The organism is Maribacter arcticus (assembly GCF_900167935.1).
In the GTDB taxonomy this organism is placed as follows: domain Bacteria; phylum Bacteroidota; class Bacteroidia; order Flavobacteriales; family Flavobacteriaceae; genus Maribacter; species Maribacter arcticus.
In genome coordinates, this window is the sequence record NZ_FUYL01000004.1 from 281,630 (window position 1) to 305,089 (window position 23,460).

General features: G+C 35.8%; 8 protein-coding genes. 4 read left to right on the top strand and 4 right to left on the bottom strand.

Going from position 1 to position 23,460, the window contains the following annotated elements:
* Positions 1 to 78: 78 nt before the first annotated feature.
* The 4 genes from B5X55_RS08270 (at position 79) to B5X55_RS08285 (ending at position 12,637) form a co-directional block, all read left to right on the top strand.
* On the top strand, positions 79 to 3,636 hold the full coding sequence (locus tag B5X55_RS08270; protein ID WP_079512144.1) for a VCBS repeat-containing protein: 3,558 nt from the start codon (positions 79 to 81) through the stop codon (positions 3,634 to 3,636).
* Between the two features lie 187 nt (positions 3,637 to 3,823).
* Complete coding sequence (locus tag B5X55_RS08275) at positions 3,824 to 7,159, top strand: VCBS repeat-containing protein (protein WP_079512145.1); 3,336 nt, start codon at positions 3,824 to 3,826, stop codon at positions 7,157 to 7,159.
* Positions 7,160 to 7,574: 415 nt separating this feature from the next.
* On the top strand, positions 7,575 to 10,859 hold the full coding sequence (locus tag B5X55_RS08280) for a SusC/RagA family TonB-linked outer membrane protein (RefSeq protein WP_234999694.1): 3,285 nt from the start codon (positions 7,575 to 7,577) through the stop codon (positions 10,857 to 10,859).
* A 23-nt stretch (positions 10,860 to 10,882) separates the two neighbouring features.
* Positions 10,883 to 12,637: a RagB/SusD family nutrient uptake outer membrane protein gene (locus tag B5X55_RS08285; RefSeq protein ID WP_079512147.1), complete on the top strand. Its 1,755-nt coding sequence runs from the start codon at positions 10,883 to 10,885 to the stop codon at positions 12,635 to 12,637.
* Positions 12,638 to 12,728: 91 nt separating this feature from the next.
* On the opposite strand, the gene B5X55_RS08290 is transcribed toward B5X55_RS08285, so the two are convergent.
* From B5X55_RS08290 to B5X55_RS08305, 4 genes are all read right to left on the bottom strand, one after another.
* A complete protein-coding gene (locus B5X55_RS08290; protein ID WP_079512148.1) occupies positions 12,729 to 13,316 on the bottom strand; it encodes a hypothetical protein in 588 nt (195 codons plus the stop codon).
* A complete protein-coding gene (locus B5X55_RS08295; protein ID WP_143814440.1) occupies positions 13,313 to 13,936 on the bottom strand; it encodes a multiheme c-type cytochrome in 624 nt (207 codons plus the stop codon). Before B5X55_RS08295 ends, B5X55_RS08290 begins: the two co-directional genes overlap by 4 nt.
* Before the next feature lie 17 nt (positions 13,937 to 13,953).
* The gene (locus B5X55_RS08300) at positions 13,954 to 14,667 is read right to left on the bottom strand and encodes a carboxylesterase family protein (RefSeq protein ID WP_079512150.1); all 714 of its coding nucleotides are present in this window, start codon (positions 14,665 to 14,667) and stop codon (positions 13,954 to 13,956) included.
* A 150-nt stretch (positions 14,668 to 14,817) separates the two neighbouring features.
* On the bottom strand, positions 14,818 to 23,403 hold the full coding sequence (locus B5X55_RS08305; RefSeq protein WP_079512151.1) for a T9SS type B sorting domain-containing protein: 8,586 nt from the start codon (positions 23,401 to 23,403) through the stop codon (positions 14,818 to 14,820).
* Positions 23,404 to 23,460: the final 57 nt, after the last annotated feature.

Genomic DNA, 23,460 nt, shown 5'->3' on the forward strand with positions numbered 1-23,460 from the left:
CTACCATAATTGGTAGCCTTTTTTTTGTTACTTCCTTAAGGTTCTTGCATATTTGTAAAAGTATATTTCAAAAGAAAAATGAAAAATTCAAAATTTCAAATTGTTGCTTTTTTAACTCTATTTATCCTTGTAGGATGTAGTGAAAACAATCAGAAAACACTTTTCTCAAAAGTTGATTCTAATACATCAGGACTTAATTTCAGCAATCAATTGTTTGAAAATGATTCAATCAATATATTAGACAATGAATTTGTTTATAATGGTGCCGGGGTTGCTATTGCTGATATAAATGGTGACGGACTCGAAGATATTTTCCTCGCAGGAAACCAAGTTGACAATAAATTATTTCTGAATGAAGGAAAATTAAAATTCAGGGACATTAGTAAAGAAGCACAGATTGGTAAAACGGATAGTTTGCAATGGTCTTCAGGGGTTACCATTCTAGACATTAATTTAGATGGTTTACAAGATATCTATATTAGCAATACGTTTAGAAAAGACAGTATTCAAAGAAAAAACCTATTATATATTAATCAAGGAAATAAAGAAACAAACATTCCTTTTTTCAAAGAAGAAGCTGCAAAATATGGTTTAGACGACCAGACTTATTCTTCTCATGCGCAGTTTTTTGATTACGACAATGATGGCGACTTAGATGTATTCATTGGTGTTAATCGTATTGAGGGTATTAATCCAAATCAATTTAGCCCATTAACCGATGATGGCACTTCTAAAAGTAAAGATGTATTATATGAGAATGTTTTTATAGACAGTCTAAACCAAAGAAAATTTATTGACGTCTCAGAAAAAGCAGGCATTCGATACCATGGGTATAGTCACAGTACTTTGATTAATGATTTTAATGAAGACGGGTGGCCCGATATTTATGTTGCTAATGACTTTCTAAGTAACGATTTAATTTACATCAACAATCAAGATGGTTCATTCACCAATAAAGCTGGTGAAATATTTAAACATTTTAGTCTATCTTCTATGGGCAGTGATATAACCGACGTCAATAATGATGGCCGTATGGATATATTCACTACAGAAATGCAACCCTACTACAATAAAAGAAAGAAATTATTTCAAGGACCTAGCAGTTATCAAAAAGAAATTTTTACCAGAAAATACTCTTATGAACATCAATACACTAGAAATACTTTACAACAAAATCTAGGCATAAATCCTGAAAACGACTTGCCAATTTTCGGTGAAATAGGAATGTTCTCTAGTATTCAAGAAACCGATTGGAGCTGGGCTCCCCTATTTGCTGATTATGATAATGACGGATGGAATGATTTACTTATTACCAATGGTTTTCCAAAAGATGTAACAGACCGTGATTTTGGTGATTTTAGAATTACCGCGAGCAGACTGGTAAGTAAACAAACATTAATCGATGCCATACCTGAAATTAAGATTCCAAACTTTATATTTAAAAATTTGGAAGGAAAAGGTTTTAAGGATGTAACAAAAGATTGGGGTTTGAATTTCGGCACCTTTTCTAACGGAGCAGCTTATGGTGATTTAGATAATGATGGTGACCTAGATTTGATAATTAACAACATTAATGATCCTGTTTTATTAATGGAAAACCATTCAAATGAGTTAACGCCTGATGAAAATTACTTAAGAATTAAACTCATAGGAGCCGAACAAAACCCAGAGGCAATTGGCAGTACCGTCATAACTTATTACGACAATAAACAACAACGCAAATCCTTACTTTCAGGTAGAGGGTATTTGTCACAACCAGAGAAAATATTTCATATTGGACTTGGAAAAACAAAAAAAGTAGATAGTTTAAAAATCATTTGGCCTAACGGGAACATACAAATTGAAACTAACCCAGTAGTCAATACGCTGAACAAGTACACATATCGACCTTTAAATTTGATTGCAAATAAGAATAATACTCCTTTATTTAGCAAAGCACCAAAAAAACTAGGATTAGATTTTTTAAGTAAGGATAACGACTTTATAGATTTTAATTTTCAGAGAACTTTACCTCACAAATTCTCTCAGTTTGGTCCTTCCATTTCTGTGGGAGATATTAATGGTGATAATTTAGAAGACATTTTTATAGCCGCTAGTAGAGGAGAAGATGAGGCTTGGTTTTTACAGACCCCAGAAAGTACCTTTATTAAAACTACGGTCTCTTATAAAAGCGAAGGAAAGCTTGAAGATGATTCTAGCTCATTATTATTTGACGCTGATGGAGACGGAGACTTAGACTTATATTTAGCCAGAGGAAGCGCACAATACCCTTCAGGTAATGAACTTTATAAAGATAAGCTCCTACTTAATGATGGTAAAGGGAATTTCTCCGATTCTTCTGACGCCATACCTGATGTAAAAACAAATTCGACTAGTGTTAAAGCTGCTGATTTTGATAAAGATGGTGATTTAGACCTTTTCGTAGGTAGTAGAGTATTACCATTTTCATACCCATCTTCCGATAGGTCATATATTTTTGAAAATCAATCTGTGGGCAATCAAATTAAATTTGTTGATGTAACCGCTAAAATAAATCCTGATCTTGAATATCCTGGACTTATTAGCGATGCATTATGGACTGATTTCAATAATGATTTTTGGCCAGATCTAATTTTGGCAGGAGAATGGATGCCGATTCGATTTTTTGAAAACAGAGAAGGTAAATTAGTTGAAGTTACAGATAACTCTGGTATTCAAAATAAACTTGGTTGGTGGAATAGCCTATCTGCAGGTGATTTAGACAACGATGGCGATACCGATTATATAGCCGGTAATTTTGGTCGAAATATAAACTTTCAAGGTACCGAAGACCAACCTATACGATTGTACGCCAAAGATTTAGACAATAATGGCACCATTGACCCATTGTTATCCTTTTATCTTAGAGATAGTATTGGCACTAAAAAAGAATACCTCTATCATCCTTGGCAAGATGTCACTAAACAATATGTAGGCATAAGAAAAAAATATAATTCTTTTGGAGAATTTGGCGCCTCTACCCTACCTGAGATGTTTAATGATGGTCTATTAGATGATGCCACCAAACTTAGTTTCAACTATATGGAAACTTCTTTGATTGAAAACTTGGGTAATGGAAAATTTAAAATCCATCCCTTGCCTATGGAAATACAATATGCCCCTATTTATGGAATATTATTACAAGATATTAATAATGATGATTTATTAGATGTTTTAGTGGTAGGTAATGATTTTGGTATGGAAGTACAACAAGGCATGGCGGATGCATTAGTTGGTCTGGTACTAAAAAATGAAGGTGATTTAAAAATGACTGCACTCTCCTTAGATGAAACTCACTTTTATGTGCCTGGTGATGCCAAAGCCTTGGTAAATGTTAATTTAAGAAACGGAAATGAATTAATAATTGCATCTCAAAACAATGATTCATTGAAGACCCATGAGTACATTAAAAAAAGAGCTGGTAAACTCGTGAAATTTAACCCCAACGAAGTTAAGGCTGTTATAAATTTCAGAAATGGCTCAAAAAGAATTCAAGAGGTATATTGGGGCGATAGTTTTAATTCACAGTCGACACAAAATATTTTAATTACTGATAAAATTTCAGAAATTAAATTCTATAATAACACTGGCGAAACCACTAGAAGTATACCTTTTTAAATGGTTAGACAATTAACTAATATTTAAAAAATAAGGTAATTCACCTTTATTGGAACAACCTAAATTAGTTCAATAGGCAGTTCAAGAAGACCCTATATTTGTCATAAGTACTAAAAACAATAATACGGTATTCTAATTTAAACTATTTTAAAGGTCAATTAGACGAATAACCAAAATAAACCAAAATATGCGGGTCTTTTCTGCTTTATCGATTCTATTCTTATTTGTCATCATCATTTCATGTGACAATAAAAATTCTACATTATTTCAAATTGTACCTGCCTCAGAGTCTGGAATCGAATTCAACAATAAAATTATAGAAACCGACAGTTTTAATATACTCACAAGTGAATATATTTTTAATGGTGGTGGAGTTGCTGTAGGTGATTTTAATAACGATGGAAAGCCAGATGTTTTTTTTAGCGGAAATCAAGTAGCCAATAAACTATACTTAAATCAAGGAAATTTTAAATTCAAAGATGTTTCAAAAGAGTCTGGCATTGAAGCTCTCAATAAATGGAACACAGGGGTTGCTTTAGCAGATATTAATAACGACGGATATTTAGATATCTACGTTTGCTCTGCGATGCTTACTGAGGAAGACCAGAAAAAAAATATCCTCTTTATAAATCAAGGATTGAATGAAAACCAAATTCCTCAATTCAAGAATAAGGCTAAAGAATTTGGAGTAGAGGAACCGGGCAATAGTATGGGTGCGACCTTTTTTGATTATGACAAAGATGGACTCTTGGATCTATATGTTTTAAATAATGTAGATATACATATTCTACCTGCTAATTATAGAACCAAAATTACAGATGGATCATCACTAAGTAATGATCGATTATATAAAAATAATGGTGATGGTACATTTAAAGACGTAACAATTGAAGCAGGTATTACTATAGAGGGCTACGGATTAGGTCTTGCAATTTCTGATTTAAATTATGATGGATGGCCTGATATTTATGTAAGTAATGACTATTTAACCAATGATATTTTATACATCAACAACCAAGATGGGACATTCACAAACAATATAAAAGAGAACATTAAACATCAAAGTAAGTTCTCTATGGGAAATGACATTTCCGACTTTAATAATGATGGTTTTCTAGATATCATAACATTAGATATGTTAGGTGAAACAAACCAACGATTAAAAACCACCTTATCAGGCCATAAGTACACAGAATATATTCTCAATGAAAGATATGATTATGAGTACCAGTATACTAGAAACATGCTTCAAAAAGGAAATGGTAATGGTGTACCCTTTAATGAAATTGGATTGATGGCTGGCGTAGCCAAAACTGATTGGAGTTGGTCTCCTCTATTTGCTGACATGGATAATGATGGTTTTAAAGACATCCTCGTAACAAACGGGTTTCCTCGAGATATCACTGATTTAGACTTTGGAGATTTCAAATTTAACGTGAGTAGGTACTTAACTCCAGCACAGATTTTAGATTCCATTCCAAAAATTAAAATTCCTAATTATGCCTTTAAGAATAATAAGAATAACACGTTTACAGATATTAGTAAGGCTTGGGGTATCGGAATACCATCTTTCTCTAATGGTTCTGCATTCGTAGATTTAGATAATGATGGTGATTTAGATTACATTGTAAATAATATTAATGATAAAGCCCTCCTATTTCGAAACACTATTGATGAGCAAAAGGAAGATAATCATAACTATTTAAGCATTGACTTGGTTGGGCCTGCTACAAAATCACTAGTAGCTGGAGCTAAAGTTGTCATCAGATTTTCGGATAGTACTTTTCAATTTCAAGAACACCACACCTATAGAGGATATATGTCTACAGTTCAAGACATTATACATTTTGGATTAGGTGATAAAAAACAGATTAGTTCTTTAGAAATTCTTTGGCCTGATGGCAAATATCAAAAAACATCAAATATAGGAGCCAATCAAAAAATATCTTTAAATTATTCTGATGCCTCAAACATCTCCATTAGTGATTTAAATTTTCCTTTAGCACCGAATAAAAATAGCCCCATCTTCAAGGAAGTTTCCAAAGCAATAGGTATTGAATATGTTCATCAAGAAAAAGACATTGTAGACTATAATTTACAACGAATAATACCCCATAAATTCACTCAAAATGGTCCTTGCATGGCAGCTGGTGATCTCAATGGTGATGGTACTGAAGATTTCATCATTGGTAGCTCTGCCAGTTTTTCGCCTCAATTATTTCTGCAGAATAAAGAAGGTGTTTTTAGTCAAAAACCTTTATTCACCGATGAAGAAAGCATGAAATATGAAGAAGAAAGCATTGCTTTTTTCGACTTGGAGAATGATGGTGATTTAGATATATTCTTGGTTTCTGGAAGTAATGAGTTCAATATTGATAATAATCAGTACACCGACAGGTTACTAATAAATGATGGCCATGGCAATTTCACTATCTCTAAAGATAGAATACCCGTTATTAGCGCAAGTGGATCCATCGTAAAAATTTCAGACTTTGACAAAGATGGTTTCGTTGACCTCTTTATTGGTGGTAGAACACCTTTTTTACAATATCCAAAATCAGAAAAAAGTTTCTTATTAAAAAATGAAAATGGAGTTTTAAAAGACGTTACAGATTCAATTGCACCAGAACTAAGGAACATAGGCATGATAACCGATGCAGTATGGGCAGATATTGATTTAGATGGTTATGAAGATTTAGTAGTTACAGGTGAATTAATGGCCACAACCATTTTCAAAAACCACATAAATACTTTTAAAAAAGTAAACCAAACAGGAGTTGAGAATTTATTAGGATGGTGGGAAAGTATTATTAAAACAGATATAGATAATGATGGCGATATTGATTTTATAGTTGGCAATATAGGTGCAAACAATTGGTATCAACCATCTAATGAAAGACCAGTAACTCTTATTGCCAAAGATTTTGATAATAATGGTACTATCGACCCAGTAATTTTTGCTTATTTCAAGGATAGCTTTTTAAACCCCACATATAATTCTTTTCCTGTGAATTTCTGGGGAGAACTAAATGGTCAAAGCCCTATTTTTAGAGCTAAATACAACACCTTTAAATCCTATTCAAGAGCAACAATTTCGAATCTATTGAATGAAGATGAATTAAAAGGTTCAACTAAATTAATTGGCAATTATGACAAAAGTATTATTATGGAGAATTTAGGTAATGGTACGTTTAAATATAGTCCCTTGCCTACAGACACTCAAGTTTCGCCAATTAATGGAATGGCAGTAGTAGATTATAATAATGACCAAAAAGAAGATATTTTACTGGTTGGCAACAATTTTGGAAATGAAGTTTTTATTGGTAGATATGACGCTTTTAATGGTGGATTATTGAAAAATAACAGTAATGGAAACTATGAGTTCATACCCACTTCAGAAAGTGGATTTTTAGTCCCAGGTGACGCTAAAAGTATTATAACTGTTAACAGTGTAAAAAGTAATTATCCATACTTTATAGCTTCGCAAAACAGGGATTCTATTAGGGTTTTTCAAAAGAAATAAGATATTAAATTTTAATAAAACTATTTCTTTCATTATCTTTTAATCGATACTCTAAATTTATTAAGCATCGATTAAAAGCAAAAGCATTTACACGCTTTGTAGTTATTTTATAATAACAAATTATCTCATTTTAACTTACTTTTCTTTTAAAAGTTTCAGTGATAAATTAATTTCTCTACAATCTTCACAAATTTTTCTAAAATAGCACTTCATTTTATTAGATTTTTTAATTATTAATAACACCAATTTAACGACAAATAACAAGTGATTGTAGACCAATGACTATTTCTTAAAATTTGACAAATATCCTCGTCTATTGAAATAATTTTACTTAATTTTATCATAATATTATAAATTCATTAACACCTTAGTGAATATTATGATAAGTCAATAATTAACTAAACAATAACTTATTATGAATCAAAAACTAGATTTTAAATCAGTTAAATCCAAAGGGCGATTTTCTATCCTCAGCAATGGATTTTTACTGGTTTTAGCTTGTATTTGCACCCAAAGCATGGTTGCGAATGAAAAATTAAATACGTCAACGGATGTTAATCTAACAATGGTTCAGACGACCGTCAAAGGATCTGTTTCAGATGGAATGGGACCACTACCTGGAGCTAGTGTTCTAGTAAAAGGTACTACGAACGGTACTCAAACGGATTTTGATGGAAATTTCACCATTGATGCACCAAGTGATGCTACCTTAGTGATAAGCTACATTGGTTACAAAACTATGGAAGTTGCCGTAAACAATCAGACCACCATTAATGTGACACTACAAGAAGATGCTTCAGCATTAGACGAAGTTGTAGTTACAGGGTATGGTACGCAAATCAAAAAAGATTTGACCGGTGCAGTATCAGTTGTAGATGTAGATGAGCTATTGGCAACACCTGCAACAACCTTCGCCCAACAATTACAAGGTAGGGCTGCGGGTGTAAGTATTATTAACGATGCAAGACCAGGTGGTGAAGCTACCGTACGTATTCGTGGTTTTGGTACAGTAGGTAACAACGACCCTCTTTACATTATCGATGGTGTACCAACACAAGCACAGGCCAACTTAAACCCAAATGATATAGAGTCTATGCAGATTCTTAAAGATGCTTCTGCTGCATCTATTTATGGCTCCAGGGCTGGTAACGGTGTTATTATCATTACCACTAAAAAAGGTAAAATGGGAGCTCCAAAAATTACATATGACACCTATTATGGTACGCAGACTGCCGCTAACGATGTAGAAGCTTTGAATTCTCGTGAATTAGGGCAATATTTATATTTGGCAGATTTATATGCCGGCAAAACTCCAGGCCACGGTCAATATACCTTTGGTCCTAATGGAGAAGTAACTATACCAGATTATGTTTTCCCTAGTGGTGCAAATGAGGGCGATGCGGGTACTAACGCAGACCTTTATGCTTTAGAAGAAGGGAATATTTATGCCATCACAAGATCAGCTGATACAGATTGGTGGAAAGAGGTTACACGTTCAGCTCCTATTCAAAGTCATAACATTACAGCATCTGGTGCTACAGATAAAGCAAGATATGCTTTTTCTTTAGGCTATTTTTCTGCTGACTACATTACCAAGTTCACCAGTTACGATAGAATATCTATACGTGCCAATACGGAGTTTAAAGGATTAAACGACAAGTTAACAATTGGCGAAAATTTTACAGCGTCTTTTGATAATCAAAAAGGGCGATTTGGCAATGATGAGGAGCAAAATGCTGTTTCTGCAGGCTACAAACACCATCCTTTATTACCTATTTATGACATAGCTGGTAATTTTGCTGGTAGTAGAGGTGCGAACTTAGGAAACAACTTTAACCCGTATGCAAGTTTATCGAGAGATCAAGATGATAGAACGTTTCGATTAAGACTTTTGGGTAATGTGTATGCAGATTATGCTATACTTGATGGCTTAACTGTTAGGTCTAGCTTTGGTGTAGATGTTCGTGCACAAAGACAAAGAGATTTAGGGCGTCCTCAACCAGAATATGTGGAAGGAAACTTTATCAATACTTCAACTGCAAGAGAAGAATATGAGTACCAATGGACATGGACCAATACATTAAATTACGCTAAAACATTTAATGAGGTTCATAATGTTTCTGCCTATGTAGGTGTTGAATCTATTCAACAATTTGAAGAACGTTTTGGTGCTAGTCGTCAGCGTTTTGCATTTAACACTCCGAATATTTTAAGTTATCTAGATTTAGGTAACGCAACGACGGCAGGAAATTATGGTTTTGTAAACCAAGATTATACACTTTGGTCACAATTCGGTAAAATAGATTATAATTATGACGGAAAATACCTTGCTGGGGTTACACTACGTAACGATTCATCTTCAAGATTTCAGTCAGCTGCCCGTAGTGCTTTATTTCCTGCATTCAGTTTAGGTTGGAGAATGTCTGATGAGAATTTCTTAAAAGATGTTTCTTGGATTAATGACCTGAAAATAAGATACGGATGGGGTACGACTGGTAACCAACAGATTGGAGATTACAATGCCTTTACCACCTTCCGTTCAGATATTGGCACAGGCGGTTACCCAATTGATGGTAGCACTGGTTCACCTACAATTGGATTTTCAACTAGAGCTTTTGGTAATCCTAACGCAAAATGGGAAACAACCACATCGAACAACTTTGGTATAGATTTAGTCATGTTTGATAACAAAGTTAATTTCAATCTAGATGTATGGGATCGTGTTACTACAGATATGTTATTTCAAGTTCCTGTTACCTTTACAGCCGGTCAGGCAGATGAACCACGATTTAATGTAGGTGGTGTAACGAATAAAGGTATTGACCTTAATTTAGGCTTCAGTGATAAAAAAGGTGATTTTGGATATGGTATTAATGCGAACTTATCACAGTATACCAACAACGTGGATCAATTAAGCGAAAGTGCAGACACTAGATTTTTTGGTGGCTCAAGAAGGGTGCCAGCCTTAACGGTTACTCAGGCAGGATCTCCAATATCTTCATTTTATGGATTCAAAACGGAAGGTATTTTCCAGTCTCAAGCTGAAGCAGATGCATGGCCAACATATGGTGCTTACAATGCACCTGGTAAATTAAAGGTTGCAGATATTAATAATGACGGTGTCATCAATGATGATGATCGTACCATTATTGGTAATCCTCACCCAGATTTTACCTATGGTATCAATCTTGATTTTTCGTACAAGAATTTAGCACTTAACATCTTTGGAAATGGTTCTCAAGGTAATGACATCTATAACTATGTTCGTTATTTTGCAGATTTTAACACCTTTCAAGGGAATAGGTCTAGACGTGCTTTATATAACGCATGGCAACCATCAAACCCTACTGCTCCTGTAAGCCAATGGGTTGCAGCAAATCCTAACGCTACTGTTCCAATTATGGATGCAAACGACCAAATTAGTAGTAGACCATCATCGTATTTCATAGAAGACGGTAGTTTCTTTAGAATTAAAAATGTACAATTAACGTATAACTTTACTGATGAAGTTCTTTCTAGTATTGGTGGTATTTCTAGAGCATCTATTTATGTTCAAGGTCAGAACTTGGCAACGTTTACTAATTACACAGGTTTAAATCCTGAAGTTCAAACAGGGAACAATACAAACCTTGGATATGATGGTGGATTCTTACCAGTTTCAAGAACCTTCTTAATGGGTCTTAACATTACATTAAACTAATTTAAATGCAAAAAATATATAACATGAAAACAAGAAATTTAATTTTCACAGCCTGTCTCACCGCTCTGGTGTTTATAACCGGGTGTAGTGATGAATATTTAACACGTGACCCCCAAGGCAGTTTTAGCGAAGGGGATGTAAAGACTGCTGATGGGGTCGAAGGACTTCTTATTGGTGCCTATACCATGGTGCCCGGTGGAGGTCTTCAAGGTCAGACTTGGCACAATGACATCCATAGCTGGGTATTTAACATTGCTTCTGATGATGCCTTAAAAGGTACAGATGCAGGTGATCAACCAGAACAATCTTTTATTGAAGCGTACGATTTTCAATCGTTCAACAGACATATTAGAGATAAATGGAGAGGGCTCTACAAAGGTGTGGCAGCAACCAACATTGTTTTGACTACCCTAACAGAGGTAGAGGATATTAGTGATGAAAGAAGAGCACAGATTACTGCCGAGGCAAGGTTCCTAAGAGGTCTTTTTCATATGGAAGCTAGAAAAATGTGGAGAATGCCAACGTATATAAGCGATGAGGTTTTTTCTCTTAATGATTTAGAGAGTACAAAAATACCTAACGATAGAGAAATTTGGCCCTTAATTGAAGCAGATTTTGCAGCAGCAGCAGCAGTTTTACCTGCAACACAAGGCGATGTTGGTAGACCAACAAGTTGGGCTGCAAAAGCATTTTTAGGTAAGGCAAAAATTTACCAAGGCTTTGCCGCTAATGGTACACCTAATACCGCAAAAATGGGAGAGGCTAAAGTAATATTTGACGATATTATTAATAATGGCCCATTTCAGTTGATGGATAAATTTGAGGATAACTTCAAAGTAGCCACTCGTAACAATCCAGAATCTATTTTTGAAGTTCAATATGCGATTAGTAGTGCATCTGGCGATGCTGCCAACAGAGGTATAGGTTTGGCACATCCTTATACTGATCCATGGGGATGTTGTGGGTTTTACCAAGCTTCACAGAACTTGGTTAACGCTTATAAAACTGAAAATGGATTACCTATGTTAGACACTTTCAATGCTACAAACGTTTCATCTGATACAGATGCAACCACCACATTGTCTACATACACGGGCACTTTAGATCCAAGATTAGATCATTCAGTTGGTCGCCCAGGTATTTTATATAAAGGGTTTAAAATATACCAAACCGATTTTGTACGTGACCTGTCTTATGCCGGGCCTTACTTCTCTATGAAGCATGTGGCTGAACCAGAAGCTTTTGGTCAAGGTGGTTGGGGAAACCTTTCTGCAAACAACTACAGAATCATGAGATTAGATATGATTTATTTATGGTTGGCCGAAGCAGAAGTTGAATTGGGCGACTTAGAAAGAGCGAGAGAATTGGTAAACTTTATACGTACAAGAGCTGCGAATCCTGAAGGTTTTGTACCATTAGCAACCCAAGGAACAGACCGTAACGACTTTACTATTGAAGAAGGTACACCTGCAGCAAATTATGATATCGCAACATATGATGCAGCTTGGACCGATCCTGTAACAGCTAGAAAAGCAGTACGTTTTGAAACACGTTTAGAATTTGCTTTAGAAGGTCACAGATTCTTTGATTTACAACGTTGGGGTATCGCTGCAGAAACACTTAATGCGTATATCGCTAGTGAATCTCAACAAAGAACATATTTATCAGGTAAATCTTTCGTAGCAGGGAAAAATGAGTTCTTCCCAATTCCGATAGAGGCAATCGATAGATCGTCAATTGAAGGTCAACCAACCTTAACACAAGATCCTGCGTATTAAAATTTGAGTTAATTATTTTTTTGTTAGTTGAAGAGAGGTTGAAAGTATAATTTCAGCCTCTCTTTTTTTTGCTTAATATTTAACAACTATACTAATTATAAACACCTATAAGGTGCGTTCTTATGTAAACGGGGATCTCTTCAAAATCATTTTCAAACTTCAACTTCATCACCTCAGAAGGCACTAAAGGCATGTGACAAGAAACACAATTCTGTTGGTTATCGTGAATATGACTTATAGCTACACTATTAACCTTATTCGACTCGTGGCAAGTCAAACATTTTGCACTAAAAATATTCGTATCTACTCTTTGATTTTTATGAGGGTCGTGGCACGTTAAACAGTCCATTTTTGGTGAGTTCACAAAGCACTCGCTTTCACTCAAAAGCCCCATTTGATTTCCATGTACATCTAATTTTATTTTAGAATTTACATTTTTATAATTTTTTGAGTATAAAGACAATGTGTCACCAGCTAAAAATGAAAAAGGATTACCTTTTATATGTTGCCCTTGCAAACCAGAGTGGCAAACTGCACAAGCGTCTAGTCGTTGTTGCCTAGTATACGATTCATAACTATCAATGAATTCTCCAATAACTGTTTCTGGGTTTTCACGATGATATTTAACATGCTTTTCAGATGGCCCATGACAACGTTGACAATCAATACCCAAAATCATCTTAGAGCGGTCATAAGAATTTCCAATTCCTGATTCGCTTTCATCTTCGCAAAAGTTACGTGACACTTTAGACAATTGTCATCAACCTTTCTATTAAGTGAATAGTCTGGAAAATTTGGACTATTAACCCATGAACCTGTAGGTTGAAAATATGAGGCTTGTAACTTTATTAAATGCTCATCTTGCCAACTAAGATAGCTTTGACCCTTTACCCCAGAACCAACAACAATATCAATCTTAGATTTAGTAATACTGACATCTCCAAACTTTGGCTGTGACACCTGAAAATATTCATCATTTTCCTCTAACATTTTAAGTTTGACTCCTTTTAAGTTCAATTCATTAGAACCTGCATTAAAACTTGCTTTAATATGTTCCTTTTCTGCAGTTGATGACGTATTAAAATGGGCAGTTTTTAAATGAGAATTATAAATATCTGCATGGCATTCCAAGCAGGTTTCTGATGCTACAAAATTAGCACCATTATAATGTGTAGCTACAATTTCAGGCTCAATATATTTTGAGGTTTGAATTGAATTATTAAAATACCAAATACCATAAATCATCAATAAGCTTATAATTAAAAATATGATGTATTTTAAATTTACCTTATTCTTCATATAATTAAGAGCTATACCTATTTTAATTCTTGTTTCATAAACCAATCATATAATGCCTCAGTTTCATATGCTTTGATCCATGCACTATGCCCTACCTTCGGGTATTTTGTAAATAATACTTCATACCCCATTTCCTTAAGCTTGGCAACCATAGTTTCAGATTCTTCAATAGGAATCGACTTGTCCTTTTCACCATGAAATACCCAAATTGGCATTTTCTTATTAATCCATGATGCATAAGGTAAAGGTGTCATTCCACAAACCACAGCCATTGCTGCAAACGTATCTGGGTATTGCACGGCCATTTCCCATGCTGCCCCTCCTCCTCTACTTAAACCCGTTAAGTAAATTCTATTTTTATCGATTCGATTTCCTTCTACAATTGAATCTAGTAATTGTTTAACGGCTCTGGTATTCCACCACTTTTTCGCATCAGGATTCTGTGGTGCAAGTATTAAAAACGGGAATTTTTTTCCCTGAACAATTAATTTTGGTGGGCCATTTCGCTTAACCGTAATTAAGCTATCCCCAGATTCACCACCGCCATGTAGAAATAAAAGAATCGGAAACTTCTTATCGGACTTTTCAAGGTAATCTTCTGGGTAATATAGGTAATAGGCAAGATTCTCTTTTACATTGGTTTCCATTTCTGAATCTACTAGAACTGGCTTAGCTTGAGAAGCGCAACTCTGAAAAATAACCAATAAAATAACATATAAAATATACTTCATCAATGATAGCTCTGTTTGTCTATCAAATGTACCTAAAAAGGATTGTTTTTAAAGTGTAATACTGATTGGGCTTACATTTATAGACTACCAATTCTATTAAAAACAAAAAAGGAGATACAACTTGTTCTCCTTTTTTGTTTTTATCTATGATTATCTATATAAGGTAAAATGGCCTACGTATCTTATTTCATTACTATTGGCATTTACAACATACCAGTAATCTCCTGTGGGCACTTCTCTACCTTCATAAGTACCATCCCAACCGCTTACTTCATCTAAAATGGCCACAACTCTACCGTAACGGTCGTAAATTTTAACACTTACCCCAGCAAAAAGACCTCTGTTCTTAGGAGACCATATATCGTTTAAATTATCTCCATCCGGCGTAAAGAAATTAGGAAACTCTAACATTCCTGTAAATTCGAAAGGTACATTTAGTTCTAAAATACAACCTCTAGCATCTACAACTCTAACATTCACCATACCACTTTCATTGGTGGTAAATGTTGTTTCTTCACCATAAGATTCTCCATTGAAGAAGAATTCATATTCACCATAACCTCCTGCAGCAGAAGCAACCACCTCATTAGGTCCGGTTTTATCAACAGCTAGGCTTAAAGGCTCATAGCTTTCAATATTAAATTCTACACTGTTGGTACAACCATTCTCATGATAAACATACACTATATGGTCACCAGCAGGTAAATCGCCCCATACATACTGGTCTGTAGCATTAGAACTAATCGCATCTGTTGGATCTAAAGGATCTAGAGCGAACATGAGTTGAGGAAGCAATCCATCATCCATCATTTGTATGGTAGTGGTACTTGTTGGAAAAATCCCATCACAACCGTATTGTACTTGTGGTTCTGAGGTTAAATCTACACCAATATCTATAGTGAAAAGTTCAGAAGTGGAACATAGATTAACATCTTGTACGTAAATAACATAAGACGCCCCACCTTGTAAATCTTCAATAATCTCCCCGTTGTAAGGAGCAAATATAGCAGTACCTGTTTCGTCTATAGGATCAACCATTTCAATCTTATATTCAAAATATGGAGTAGCGCTCACTAAGGCATCATTAAAAGGTGTACCACCAGCGATATCGAATACGACAGACCCATTATTGGCTCCAATACATAACTCTGGAGTTGTACTGATATTAATTACTTGTAACTGATCAGGCTCTTCAACAGTAATGAAATCTTTTTCAAAACAACCATTCTCATCTTGTATTAAAATCTCATACGTACCAGCTGCTAGCTCATCGAATGTATAAACCCCAGGATTAGCTGCATCACTAAAGAAATCATTGAAGTTAGGTGCGATAGCAAATTGAATTAGACCAACTCCGCCATTACTTACCGAAACAGTAATAGTACCGTCTTCTTCTCCATTACAGCTTACATTGGTAGGTACAGCATCAAAAATTATAGGTTCTGGTCTAATGATTTCAAACGGACCTGCAATATCCATACAAGTAGCACCACTGGTTACCGCTATATAATAACTTGTTCCTTCTGGTAATGCTTCAAAAGTTCCATTCTCTTGAGGCCCCCTTACCAAGGTAGCTGTCGCTGATGGATTAAATGCATCTACTGGATCACCCTCATAAAGATAAAATAAGTCTTCACCTACACCTCCATTTACAAATGACTCAATTCTACCATCTAGTTCTGAAGCACAAGAAATATCATCTGGTAAATTCGGTAATAAAGTAATACCCGTTGCATTGGTCATGGTAATACCATTTGATCGTATTGCCGGGCAAGCTCCTGCTGAGTTTACCTTTCTTACATCAAATTGGTATGTTATTCCCTCAACACCTGAAACTGTAACTGAATTTACAGTCATAGGTATATATGTTCCAATAGTTATTCCATTTTCTACCCTCAAGTATTCATATGTAAATAATGGATCCGGATTTTCAACTGTTAACCTCATCTCACCATCACCCCCACAACCAGGCACCCTTGTCTGTACTAATAAAGGTTGAATTGGTGGCGGTGGGTTAACGAAATAGGCATCTGTTACAAAAGAACATCCAAAACTAGAAGATACCTCTATAGCATACCACCCAGCACTGATATAACCACCACTGTCACCAATGAAAGTAGGGGTGTTTTGAAGTCCACTTTGCGAAACTACATCTGTATTGTCATTACCATTCAAATAAAGTAAGGTAAAATTATACCCAGCACCTGCAAAGCCACCACTAGCCCCTGAAATAGCAGTCAAAACATCACCAGAAGTTACATCATAAGCTTCAAGAACAGCATTATTACCATTAGGACAATCAAGACTTTGTGGTTCTCTAATACCAGCAATAATTTGTGGAACTTCTTCCAATTCTATTTCAACTGTACTCGTACAGCCTTCAACATCTCTAATCTCTACTTGGTAAAATCCGAAAGAAAGACCTGTAAACTCATTATTGTTTGAGAATGCGTTAATTTCTGTCACATAGGTAGCACCATTGTCAGCACTTATCAACAATCTAAATTCATATGGGGTAGTGTCCCAACCACCAGTTCCTGTTGCGTTTATTTCACCAGTATCATCGGTACAACTTACATTTCCTATAGATTCAGCAGTTACTTGAAGTGGACCGTTCGGAGTTCTAATATTAGCAACATTACTTGTCACAGAACAAAATGGCATATCCGTTGAAATAATATCTACTATTAAATTACCCCCTGGCAAGTTTTCTATACGAGCTTCCTCGCTATTAACATCAGGATAATTATTTGTATCAAAACTACCTGAAGCCAATACTGTAGACCTCGAAACATCGGTAGCCTCATAAACCTCATAGTTATATGTTCCCGAATAATCACCCACAGTAATAAACAAAGCCCCATCGTTACCTGGAACAGCACAACTTACAGGCTTGGCCTCACTGATTAAAGCAGTAGGCACTAAAGGTTGATTAACCGTGTGAACCGGCATTGGATATGTACACCCAACAGTATTATCGGTTATTTCAAATAAATAGTCACCAACATCTGAGAGATATACATCAACATAATTCGCGCCTGATGCATTTGTTACTGCAGCCACCGGAACAACAGATACCGCATTCACAGTAAAATCATTTGTTCCGCTTACTTCAATACGCACACGCTCATCATCTCTACAATTTAAAATGTCAATTTCAACAATCGTAGGAATTACATCTGTTGGCGGATTAATTGTTGGCACATCAAAAGTTGTTTGACAACCATTGCCATCTATTGCATAAACGGTAATGTCTTGCGCAGAACCATTATCTACTATTTCAAAAGTATTACCCGTTTGATAGTTTGAAAAACCTGTAATACTATATTGATATCCAGAACCTACGGTACCTACATCAATAATACCCACTGTAATAATAGTTGAACTATATCTATTAGCACCTGGTTCGCAAGTAAAGTCTGGAGCACTAGCTGTAATGCTAAAATCTAACGGATTATTTATAGTATGTACTGCAGACAAAACTTCACAATTACGAGCTGTTACCACTTGAACTTGATAATCACCAGCAGGCAAACCAGCGAATGACCCTGTTGTGTTTCTATCTTGCTCAGTAGAGGTTGTCAGGTTATTTAAAATATAGGTTATAGGTGTATCCTGTGAAGTAAAAGGAACTAGTGCATTTGCAGGACCGACTACAACTTCTATTGATCCATCATTTTCATCTCTACAGCTAATATCAACCGCTTCTTCTGAAATGAAGACCGGTTGTGCGGCCTGATTTAAAATAATATTAGAAACAGTAGTTTCACAAAATCCAGAACCATCATTTACAATACGGTCTGTTATTAAAACTTCATAATTACCCGGAGCTAACCCAATGAACAAAGGATCATTTATTTGAGTAACTGGGCCTATTGCAACAGAATTGTAATCAGTTCCTGTTAGAACATAGCTAAAATCACCACTACCCCCGTTTGTACCTATACGTATTTCACCATCTGCATCATTACAGGTACTATCAGTCTCAAAATCACCTGTAGCAGATAAAAAGTCATATACAGTAGCGGTACCTTGACTTGTACAACCGTTCGCATCAATCACATCTACTACATAATCTCCAGGACTACTTACAGTATATGTATATTCCCAATTTGACCCTACTATTGATGGTAATTGCTCATCTCCGCCTAATGTAAATCGTGGCGTGTTTACTGAACTCGGCACCCGAACTGTAATATCAAAAGCTATTGACGTCGGGTCACATTGATTTACAACGGTAAAATCTGGTACAGGTAAATCTGGCTGTAACAAGATAACTGTTGCGATGTCGAATGAAGTACACCCTGAAATATCTCTAACGTAAACATCATAGTCACCTTCTGGTGCAACAAAAGTTGTTTCATTCGTGTAATCAGCTGGGTATGTTGGTATCATACCATTATCCATAAAAGCAAATTCATAAGGCCCACCTGAACCACCACGCCCTTGAACAGTTATTTGTCCTAAAGCGTTACAATTTGCTGGTACCTCAGATAGAATGTCTATACTAGGTAAATTCTGATTTATAATTACTGATGCGGCATCAGTACAAGTATCTGTTAAATTGGTCACCAAAATCTGGTATTCACCAGGTAATTCAGGATATGAATCATTATATGGTATACCCGTAGTTGTTATAGAATTTTGAAGTGTTATCTGAGAACCATCCTCATTATTAATCAATTCTATTCGTAAATTATCACCAATACTGTAGCCTGTTATTTCATATGCTATCTCACCATTTCTATTAACATCACAAGCTCCAGGAGTAGAATTGGCCGTAACGTTTAATGTCGAAGGACCATCTAAAGGAGGTATTTCTTGCTCATAGGTACAATTAGTCACAACATCTAAAACAACAACAGTGTATGCTACACCATACTGAATACCATCGCTTGTATTACTAAAAGTATGATCGTTTGTGGTTGGTATATCATTTAGATTACCAAAAGTTGGATTATCTAGTAATCTAATCTGATATGAACCTGATCCGCCACTAACACTTACCGCATAGGTAAAAGTACTATCATCACAATCAATGGGAGCAGCTGGTGGTATTGGAGTAATTACAACTTCGTTGGAAGTAATCGTAACCGTGTCAATATCTGTACATCCATTAGCATCGATTGTTATAATGGTATAATTACCCGTAACAAGATTAGGATCTAAAATTTGTAAAGGCAATGAAGAAAGGTCTACATTTTCTCTACGTGTAATCTCTACCCCTGTATTATCTTCTATTATAAAATCAAAATTAGGAGTTCCATCAGAAACAGCATCTACACTTATACCGCCACTAACAGGACCACTACCACCACAAGTAGCTGGTACTTCGGTAATTGTTGTAGCAGGAGGTGGAGTTGTATCCAACAAAATATCAAAACTATCGACAACTGTCTCACAACCTCTTGCATCTCTAACGATGTACGAGTATGTTCCTACGGTTAAGTTTGAAAAAACTGTTTGGGTTCCCCAACCTCCTCCGTTAAAATTAACCTCATACGGTGGTACTCCACTAGTTGCATCAGGTATAATTGTAACAGCACCATTATTAGTTGAGCTACAACTTACTGGTCTGGCAACATAAGAAGCCGCTGCAATATTCTGAGGTGGATTTAATGTAATCGAAACAGAGTTTGCAACACAACCACTACTTGTGGTATTATTATCGGTTATTCTAAAAACGTAATCACCAGGAACTGCTGTAGAATATAAGAAATCATTAGAAGCAAGAGCTATTGGCACACCAAAAGTCGCTCCATTATCCTCACTAACTTCATATTGTTTTGGTCCTGCTCCAGAAGTGTAGCCTCCATTTACGATTACTCTAATTTGACCAGGGGCTCCACCACAAGGTATTTCAGTATCGATACTTGTATTAACTCTTAATTGTGGTTCTATAGTTACAGGTATACTGTCAGAACAATCATTTCCATCGACAACTTCAATAGTATAGTTTCCAGGTGAAAGTCCAGAGAAAGATGCACTCGCCTGCAATGTTCCGCCGTTAATTCTATATTGATGCGTGCCTACAGCTGCTGTTCCTGCAGTTGAAGTTACCGCTACCGTTGCACCCACGCCAGCCAAATAACAAAAATCAGATGCTGGTCCGTCTAAAGAAACAGTCGGAGCGTCAATAGGATTTAAATCAAAAGAAAAAGTATCTGTACAACCTTCAGCGTCTTCTACCGATAAGGTATAGGTTCCAACAGCAGAAAGATTACTAAAACTTCTTCCTGATTTTGGACCAATTTGTGGTCCGGTTGGTGGTGCTAAGGTATATCTGTATGCTCCCCATCCGCCTGTTGCTGTTGCTCTAACAGCGCCTAAATTGCCATTTGCACAACTCATTGGCGTAACAACACTTGTAGATAAGTCTAAAACTGGAGCATCTTGAATATCGAAAGAGGCAGTATCTGTACAACCAGTATCAGCATCTGTTATAGTAATAGTATAGGTACCTGCACCAGATAATGGAAGAACTACTTCAGTATCACTCTGTGGACCACCAGTAAATAAACCGCCATTTATATCATAGGTATAGTTATTAGCGAATCCGTCAATTATAAATGTTCCTGTTCCATCAGTAGCTCCTTTACAAACTCTTAAATCGCCACCCGATTTTACACGAACACGAATTGAACTCAAAACAATAGGTCTAAAACCTTCTGTATATGTACAACCATTAACATCCGTTATTTGAAAAATATAGGCTTGAGATGTTAATAGCCCTGTGAATGTGTCATTATTACCATTATCAAAATAAGCCGGACTTATTATTTCATACCTGTTGATGGCTGCATTGCTCGTAGGTGTCAATTGAACATCTGAAGTACCTGCTGAACAACTAATATTACTTTGTACAAAATCTATATTTGTTGGTGGATCTACATCTAAAATCTCTATAGATGTAAGTTCTAAGCGACACCCACCCGCATCACGAATAATTGGTGTATAAATCCCTGCCGATAAACCACTATATGAGGTAGTCCCTGTAAAGTTAACACCATCAATACTAAAAACATAACCACTACCAGACCCTCCTGAAAAAGGACCTACAAAATCAATTTGCCCTCCATTAGTACCTGAACCTGTACAAGTAACATCTGAAACTTTATTTGCAGAACCGGTCAAAGAACCCACGGTAGTTACCGTAATTGAAGGCAAGTCTAATGTACATTCAAAACCACCTTGTTGGTATCTTACTTCAATATCATTATACGTACCTGCCGCTACTGAAATTTGTAGTGTACTGACCCATGGCTCAGAAGTGTTTTCTCTAAAAGATATATTATAACCTCTACCATTATTTATGGTGAAGTCTAATTTTGCACCTCCATTACTACAAGTACCGTCAATACCAGCAACAGTTATATCTGGTGGTAAAAGCGTTTCTACATCAGAAGAGGCATTAATAACACAACCATTGCTATCGGTTATGACAAAATCATATGTACCATCTGTTGTTACCGTATAGATTGTTGTTCCTGAATCTGTAGAAGCATTACCAAAAGATGGTTGTACCGGTCCTCCATTAACCGTAAAAGTATAAGGAGCAGAACCACCTGTTGTATTTAAAATAATATCTACACTAGAAATATTAGAACACCCAAAACTACTATTTACCTCAGTAGAGGCATCTAGAGCCGAAGCACCGGCACCAATGGTTAGAGGATTTCCGCTTGTATCAACATTTTGTCTTGGAGGGTTGATTCCATTTAAAGGGTCTCCTGTACATTGTTGTGTTTCTACTTGTACTGTATATGTTCCAAAACCTACGGCAGAAAATGTATAGGGATTAGTAGATACAAAAGCGGTAAATTCTTGGGCAACTCCACTAGAATTTAACAACGTATATTTATAAGGACCTGGAACGTTAGATGCTGTTACCGTAATACTACCCGTATCACCACTACATAGTGCATCTGTAAAAGTCGCGGAAATTTCTATCTCCTTCTCTTCTATTACTATAGGTTCATAAGGGTACTCACATGTGTTTGCCGTATTTTTTAATCTAGCTTTAATATTATATGTTCCTGGCGCCAAATTTGAAAATATTGGACCTTGCCAAGCACCGAAACCACTACCGCTGTCCATACTAAACTCATATGCACTAGATAAGTTCGTAATTTGAATTCTACCTTCTACACCACAGATATAATCATTTTTCACAACAGTTTGTGTAATGGTACTTTTCTTAACTTTAAAGTAATACGTTTGCCCGTCTGCAATAACCCTGTATTCTGCACCAGTGGTAGAAGGAACAGTACTTGCATCTAACGCGAATGTTTGACCTCCTGATACTGGTGTATAACAAGAACCTGTATTAGGGCACTCTGTATTTACATCTGGACTACATGATCCGCCTAAAATTTGCCATGAAACAGAGCTATATGTTCCACCTGACAAACTTATAATGCGATCATCAAAATCACCACAAAGGTTAAAACGTGCTACCGTAAAACCATTGTCATCACAATTATCAATATCATCTGCACCTTGAATAATGGTTGCAAACATTACTGGCGCAGCCAAACTAGACTTACCTGTAACATTAATTTTCTTTTCTAAACTAGGCTGCTTGTTGGATGTAATCGAAACAGTCTTTTTGATTACATGGGCCACCTCCTCGTATAGGGTACTTACCTTAGAGTTGGCAATTGCCGTAGTACCAATTACTGAAATAACAATCAGAAAAAGTACATACAGCGTAAACCGCTGTTTTTTTGGTAGCATAGGTTAAGTTTCATTTTTAAGAACTATAGCGATTTGGGATCTTTACTGTTCTTTGGT

Excerpts from the sequence above, each read along its gene's own strand:
- B5X55_RS08270 (WP_079512144.1), top strand. The coding sequence starts at position 79 with ATGAAAAATTCAAAATTTCAAATTGTTGCTTTTTTAACTCTATTTATC.
- B5X55_RS08275 (WP_079512145.1), top strand. The coding sequence starts at position 3,824 with ATGCGGGTCTTTTCTGCTTTATCGATTCTATTCTTATTTGTCATCATC.
- B5X55_RS08280 (WP_234999694.1), top strand. The coding sequence starts at position 7,575 with ATGAATCAAAAACTAGATTTTAAATCAGTTAAATCCAAAGGGCGATTT.
- B5X55_RS08285 (WP_079512147.1), top strand. The coding sequence starts at position 10,883 with ATGAAAACAAGAAATTTAATTTTCACAGCCTGTCTCACCGCTCTGGTG.
- B5X55_RS08290 (WP_079512148.1), bottom strand. The coding sequence starts at position 13,316 with ATGATTTTGGGTATTGATTGTCAACGTTGTCATGGGCCATCTGAAAAG.
- B5X55_RS08295 (WP_143814440.1), bottom strand. The coding sequence starts at position 13,936 with ATGAAGAATAAGGTAAATTTAAAATACATCATATTTTTAATTATAAGC.
- B5X55_RS08300 (WP_079512150.1), bottom strand. The coding sequence starts at position 14,667 with ATGAAGTATATTTTATATGTTATTTTATTGGTTATTTTTCAGAGTTGC.
- B5X55_RS08305 (WP_079512151.1), bottom strand. The coding sequence starts at position 23,403 with ATGCTACCAAAAAAACAGCGGTTTACGCTGTATGTACTTTTTCTGATT.